At 73.6% G+C, this 5,913-nt stretch carries 5 protein-coding genes; 1 reads left to right on the top strand and 4 read right to left on the bottom strand.

Annotated elements, in window-relative coordinates:
* Nucleotides 1–316: 316 nt before the first annotated feature.
* From ND748_RS22995 to ND748_RS22980, 4 genes are all read right to left on the bottom strand, one after another.
* Nucleotides 317–778 (bottom strand): hypothetical protein, encoded by a 462-nt coding sequence (locus ND748_RS22995; protein ID WP_251748041.1) that lies wholly within the window; start codon nt 776–778, stop codon nt 317–319.
* A gap of 329 nt (nt 779–1,107) precedes the next feature.
* Nucleotides 1,108–2,103, bottom strand: a complete 996-nt coding sequence (locus ND748_RS22990; protein ID WP_251748040.1) for an NAD-dependent epimerase/dehydratase family protein — start codon at nt 2,101–2,103, stop codon at nt 1,108–1,110.
* 8 nt (nt 2,104–2,111) lie between these two features.
* Nucleotides 2,112–3,608 carry a helix-turn-helix transcriptional regulator gene (locus ND748_RS22985; RefSeq protein WP_251748039.1) on the bottom strand — a complete coding sequence of 499 codons (1,497 nt, stop codon included), beginning with the start codon at nt 3,606–3,608 and terminating at the stop codon, nt 2,112–2,114.
* Nucleotides 3,609–3,777: 169 nt separating this feature from the next.
* A complete protein-coding gene (locus ND748_RS22980; RefSeq protein ID WP_251748038.1) occupies nt 3,778–3,972 on the bottom strand; it encodes a hypothetical protein in 195 nt (64 codons plus the stop codon).
* 263 nt (nt 3,973–4,235) lie between these two features.
* Here ND748_RS22980 and ND748_RS22975 point away from each other — a divergent pair, with 263 nt between their 5' ends.
* Nucleotides 4,236–5,813 (top strand): nicotinate phosphoribosyltransferase, encoded by a 1,578-nt coding sequence (locus tag ND748_RS22975; RefSeq protein WP_251748037.1) that lies wholly within the window; start codon nt 4,236–4,238, stop codon nt 5,811–5,813.
* The last annotated feature ends 100 nt before the right edge of the window (nt 5,814–5,913 follow it).

Genomic DNA, 5,913 nt, shown 5'->3' with positions numbered 1-5,913 from the left:
TCCGGGCGGCGCCGCGGGGGGTGCCACCCGACGCGACCAGGCCGGATCGCCGCGGTCCGGGCCGGACCAACGGCCTGTCCCGCACCTGCCGGCCGCCCCCCGGGATTCGGGCCGGTGGGCGGACCCGCCCGCCGACCGGCCCGCCCGTCCGCGGGCGATGATGATGTGTTGGGTTTCTCGTGCTGGGCAGCCGCCCTTTCGGGCTATCGGCGGCGTTTCTGGGCCGCCCCGACGGAACCGATGGTTTCCGATCAGCGCCCGTGGGACGGGGCCCGCCCGTGGGATGGGGCCCGCGGGCGGACCGGGTCGGCGCGGATCAGTCCGATCGGCGGGGTTGCGCGGGGATGACGGTCGGGGCGTCGAGGACGTCGCAGAGCACGGCGGCGCCGAGTGCCGCGACGATCGCGCCGTGCTCGGCGGCGGGACCGCTGCCCGCGCCGTGGTCCCGGTGGATCGCGCCGGGCCCGGCATCGCCGGCCCGCGGGGCGTGGGTGGCCTCCGCTGGCCTCTCAGTCACTGCTGGCCTCTCGGTCGCTGCCGGCGTCTCGGTCGCTGCCGGCGGCACGGCGAGCAGGTCCGCGCAGCGGTCCACCCAGACGCGCCGACGCTGCCCGAGCTGCCGGTCCTCGACCTCCAACGGCCCGGGGACGCCTCCCATCGCGGCCTGGAGGTGAGCCCACTCGTGCGCCGCCGACCAGCTCGTGAAGGAGCCCAGGTACTCGCCGTCGTAGTCGTAGACGTGACAGGGCCGCAGGCCCAGGTGTCGGTCCGCCACCATCACAGCCAGCCCTTCGGGGTCGGGAAAGCCTGTCAGGATCCATCGTCGCGCGGGTCGGAACTGCCTGCCGGCGGAACGGACCGGTCGGTCCGACCAGTTCGCCGAACCCGATCGTCCGGGATGTGCGCCCGGGCCGGCCGCGCCAGAAGCGCTGGTGTCGGGCCCGGAGGTCATACTTCGCTACAGGTTACGGGGTGTGCACGGTGGGCGGTAGTCCGGGGGATGTCCGACCTGAGCCGACGCCGGCCGGCGGGCAGGCCGGCCACGCCTGGCAGGCGGTGACGGTGGACAGGCGGTGACGGTGGGCATGTCGGTGCTGCCGGGCGGCGTCAGGTGATGATCGGGACGTTGCGCTGGCGCGGCGTCACGCCGGTCCCGCCGGACGCCCGGCCGAACCGCCAGGCGTCCGAGACGATCTGGTCGATGCCCGACCGGGGCGAGCCCCAGGCCAGCTCGGTGCGGATCCGCCGACTGTCCCCGATGAGCGCCTTGGGCTCGGGGACGGGTGGGCAGTGGATGCGCCGCACCGGGCGCCCGCTGGCCCGACCGACCGCCGCCAGCACGTCGATGATGCTCACCCCGATGCCGCTGCCCACGTTGAACACCGAGCAGCGTCCCGGCGTGGCCGCCGTCAGCGCCGCCTGGTAGGCGGCCGCCATGTCCCCGACGTGGACGTACTCCCGCAGTGCCTGCCCGTCCCCGTTGACGCGGAAGACGTCGCGGCGCCCGCTCGCCACCGCGATCGCCGCCGGGATGATCCGGCTGTCGTCCCGGTCGAAGTGCCCGTCGACGGCGCCCGCGACGTTGAACGAGCGCAGGATGACCGCCCCCACCAGGCCGGTGCCGGCCTGGTGGCTCAGCAGGCGCTCGGCGGCGAGCTTGGACGCGCCGTAGGGGTTCGACGGGTCCGGCGGGCGGCTTTCCGGGACGCCGGTCAGATCGACGTCGCCGTAGACGGCGCAGCTCGAGCCGAACACGAACGCGGGTGCGACCCCGGACCGCTCCGTGCCGATCTCCAGCGCCGTGAGCAGGTTGACGGTGCCCGTGAGGTTGGCCTGGAAGTAGCGCAGGGGAGCCATCCGCGACTCCCGGACCCGGGTCAGGGCCGCGAGATGGCACACCCCGTCGAAGCCCCGGTCCACCCCCGCCGCGGCGAGCTGCTGCGGGTCGAGCAGGTCCGCGGCCACGACCTCGACGCCGGGGGCGAAGACCGGCGCCGAGGAGTGGTCGCGCACCATCGCGGTCACCGCGTGGCCGTCGGCCGCGAGGGCGTCCGTGACCACTCCGCCGATGAAGCCGGACGCACCGGTGATCAGAACGCGCATGTCCCGGATCAGGACGCCGTCCGGGCGCGGACGCCGGGCAGCAACGTCTCGCGGTGGCGCCAGGCGAGCTCGAGGCACGCCGCCGCCGACGGAGCGATGGGCTCGGTGTCGACGAGACGGCGCAGCGCGGTGTGGGTGAACGGGATGCCCTCGGTCACCGCCCGGTTGGGGCCGGCCGTGACGACGGAGCCCTCGGCGTTGCTCTGGACCATCCCGCCGAACAGCTTGTCGAAGGCGTCCGCATCAATGACCACGACGGTGAGTATCTCGCCGAACAAGGTCAACGCGTCGAGGCCGATGCCGAAGTACGACACCCGCACCGAGCCCGCCCGCCGGGCCTGCTCGAAGGAGCGGAACGGCTCGTCGGCGTCGTAGTCGATCGGGCTGGACGAGCTGCCGTCGTGCTCGGGGTTGCCGAGCAGCTCCTCGCTGAGTTCTCGCATGATGTTGCGCCACAGGTCGAAGTCGGCCTCGTGGTGGAACGCGGTGATCCCCGACGGCTGGAACACCCCGGCGGGGATCACGTGGTAGACCCCGCCCGCGGTCGCCACCGAGCCCGCACTGCGCCGATGCAGGAAGAAACTCGCCTGACCGCCCCGATCGTGCCGGATCGTCAGGGTGTTGATCGACGGCAGGGCCACCCGGCGGCCGAAGTCGAACGGGTTGCCGATGCGCGCCCGGAACGGCAGCGCCGGCCAGGACAGCCCGGTGCCGGCCATCGCGGCGGCCGCCTCGTGCGCCACCGTCTCGCACACGTCGACGGCGTCGAAGTAGGTCGTGTGGCCGAAGTTCAGCGTCGGGCGGTTGTCCGCCGATGCCGGCGCCGTGCCGTCGCCGCCGATGTCCATCAGCCGGAAGCTCAGCCGGTTCTCGAACAGCGTCGGCCGGTCGAGGTCGCGCATCGCCCGGGTGTAGCGCTGGTACCGGGTCTGCGCGCTGCCGCCGCCGAGCAGCGGGCGGCTGCCGGCGGTCTCCGGCTCGTCCCCGCGGATCAGCGGCGGTTCGACCTTGTCCTGCCAGTGCAGGGCGACCTCGTCGATGTCCACCGGCCGGTCCCAGACCCAGCCCGGGCGGGCCAGCAGCCCACTGCCGAGCCGGTCGGTCTCCGGGTAGAGCCGCACCGCGGCCCGGGCCAGGCTGATCCGGTGGTGGTTGAGGTGGTCCCGGGTCAGCCGCCAGGCGCGCTGGCTGGCGGCGACCTGTTCGGCCGCGGGACTGCGTGGGCCGCTGTCCCGTCGGCGGTCCGCCATCGCGCCGGGCGCCAGGCCCACGTCCTCCGGGGACAGCGCGAGGTTTCGGGCGATGTGGCGCAGCGTGGAGATGTCGTGGATGGCCCGACGGCCGCTTTCCACCTTGGAGACGTACGACTGGTCGAAGCCAAGCCGATCGGCGAGTTGCTGCTGCGTCAGGCCGTGGGCCTGCCGGTAAGCCCTCAGGAGCTGGCCGACGCCGACGCTGGCTGGAGTGGCCCGCGGCGGCGTCCAGAGCCAGGTGTGACCAGTCACCCGCTGTCCTCTCGTCCGACAATCGTGTTACGCGAAGTGAGCATAACGAGTCGGGCATCTGGGAGCGCAGTGACATAAATCGACCACCCCATACGGAGGTGGCCCGGTGGCGTCCTGCAACGTCTTCGCTGCCTTGCGTTATGCGGTGCTGTTCCCGCCATCCCGGCGTTCATTGGTTGGGCAACCCGTCGGACAGATCGAGGATGACCACGATAATGATCGCGACGAGTATCCAGCGGAAGAAGCCGATGCGGCTCCACACCTCGCGGCCGATGCTCCGGCCGGCTCGACCGCCGAGTACGAGCAGAGCGAGCAACGCGCCGCCGACCACGACGATGAAGATGCCGGCATTACTCTGGTCCACGCTCAAGACGATCGCATGACGGCGTCGGACGACTACCGAGGTCCCGTCCAAATGCCGCCGATCGCCCGCGAACCGCGCCATCCGGGGCACACACCCGGCCGGCGCGAGGTCGGTCGCGGGCGTCGTCACGTCGAGGCACTCCCGGTCGCTGGCGGCATGGGGCGGCAAGGTGTGAGGGACATCATGCAGGATTGCGCCCGCCCCACCGCTGGACCAACACACCTCCCGGCACGGCGAACCCATCCCCTTGCGCCGCCCCCGGGATGGCGAGAGGCGCGCATCTCGACGGGCGCGTCCCTAGCCTGTTCCGGATGTCCACGGCACTTATGACCGATCACTATGAGTTGACCATGCTGCGGGCGGCGCTCCGCTCCGGGGCGGCCAACCGTCGCGTGGTCTTCGAGGTCTTCACCCGTTCGCTGCCGCCCGGCCGCCGCTTCGGCGTGTTTGCCGGTACCGGCCGGCTGCTCGACGCCCTGGCGGACTTCCGCTTCGCCCCGCCCGAGCTCGCCGCGCTGCGCGCCGCCGGCGTGGTCGACGACGACACCGCGGTCTGGCTGGCCGACTACCGCTTCCGCGGCGACATCCGTGCCTTCGCCGAGGGCGAGCCGTTCTTCCCCGGCGCGCCGGTCCTCGCCGTCGAGGGGACGTTCGCCGAATCGGTGCTGCTGGAGACGCTCGTGCTGTCGATCCTCAACCACGACAGCGCAATCGCCGCGGCCGGCGCCCGGATGGTCGCCGCGGCCGGCTCGCGGCCCTGCCTGGAGATGGGCTCGCGGCGCACCCACGAGGCGGCAGCCGTCGCGGCCGCGCGGGCTGCCTACCTGGTGGGCTTTGCGGCCAGCTCCAACCTGGAGGCGGCCCGGACCTACGCCGTGCCCAGCGTGGGGACCAGCGCGCACGCGTTCACCCTCGTCCATCCCACCGAGGCCGAGGCGTTCGCCGCCCAGGTGGCCGCCCTGGGCCGCGACACGACGCTGCTCGTCGACACCTACGACGTCCCCGCGGGCATCGCCGCGGCGGTGGCCGCCGCCGGGCCGGAGCTCGGCGCCATCCGGATCGACAGCGGTGACCTGGGTGGGCTGGCCACGGCCGCCCGGGCACAACTCGACGCGCTCGGCGCGCCCGGCACCCGGATCATCGCCACCGGGGATCTGGACGAGCACGCCATCGCCCGGTTGGGCGAGGCGCCCGTGGACGGCTATGGCATCGGAACCAGCCTGGTCACCGGGTCCGGGGCGCCGACCGCCGGGTTCGTCTACAAGCTCGTCGAGGTCGACGGTGTCGCCGTTGCCAAGAAGTCGGTGGGCAAGTCCAGCCGCGGGGGCCGTAAGCGGGTCGTGCGCCGCCACGACCCCAGCGGCCGCGCCGTCGCCGACGTCGTCCTCCCCGCCGCCTCGCCCGCCTCCGCCGCCTCCGCCGCCTCCGCCGCCTTGCCCGCCGCTACGGGCACCGCCGTCTCTCCCGCTTCCGCCGCCTCTCCTGCTTCCGCCGCCTCCATGGCCACTGCGGCGCCTTCCGCCGTGGGGCCCACCGCCGCCGTTTCCACCGCTGCGGCTGCGGCGCTGACAGCCGGTGTCCCCTCCGCCGGCTCGGCCTTCGCCACCGCACCGGTGACAGGGGCGGACCCCGGGTTCCGGGCCGGCGAGTCGCGGGACCGTGAGCTGCTCCAGTCGATCGTCGTGGCGGGCGAGCTCGTCGACACCAACCTGGTCGGGCCCGCCGGCACCCGACGGGCCCGCGAGCACCACGGCCGGATGTTCGCCGCGCTGCCCCCCACGGCGCGGGACGTGCGCTTCGGTCAACCGTGCCTGCCCGTCGTGCACACCACCCAGGCCTGAACGGACCCGGCCGTGGCGCAGGCCTGACGCTGCGGCGCGGGGCCTGACGGCTGCGGCGCAGGGCCTGATGGCCGTGGCGGGCCGTGGCGCGGGCCTGATC

This window comes from Frankia sp. AiPs1 (genome assembly GCF_023716945.1).
In the GTDB taxonomy this organism is placed as follows: Bacteria; Actinomycetota; Actinomycetes; order Frankiales; family Frankiaceae; genus Frankia.
This window is presented reverse-complemented; position numbering and strand designations above follow the sequence as displayed.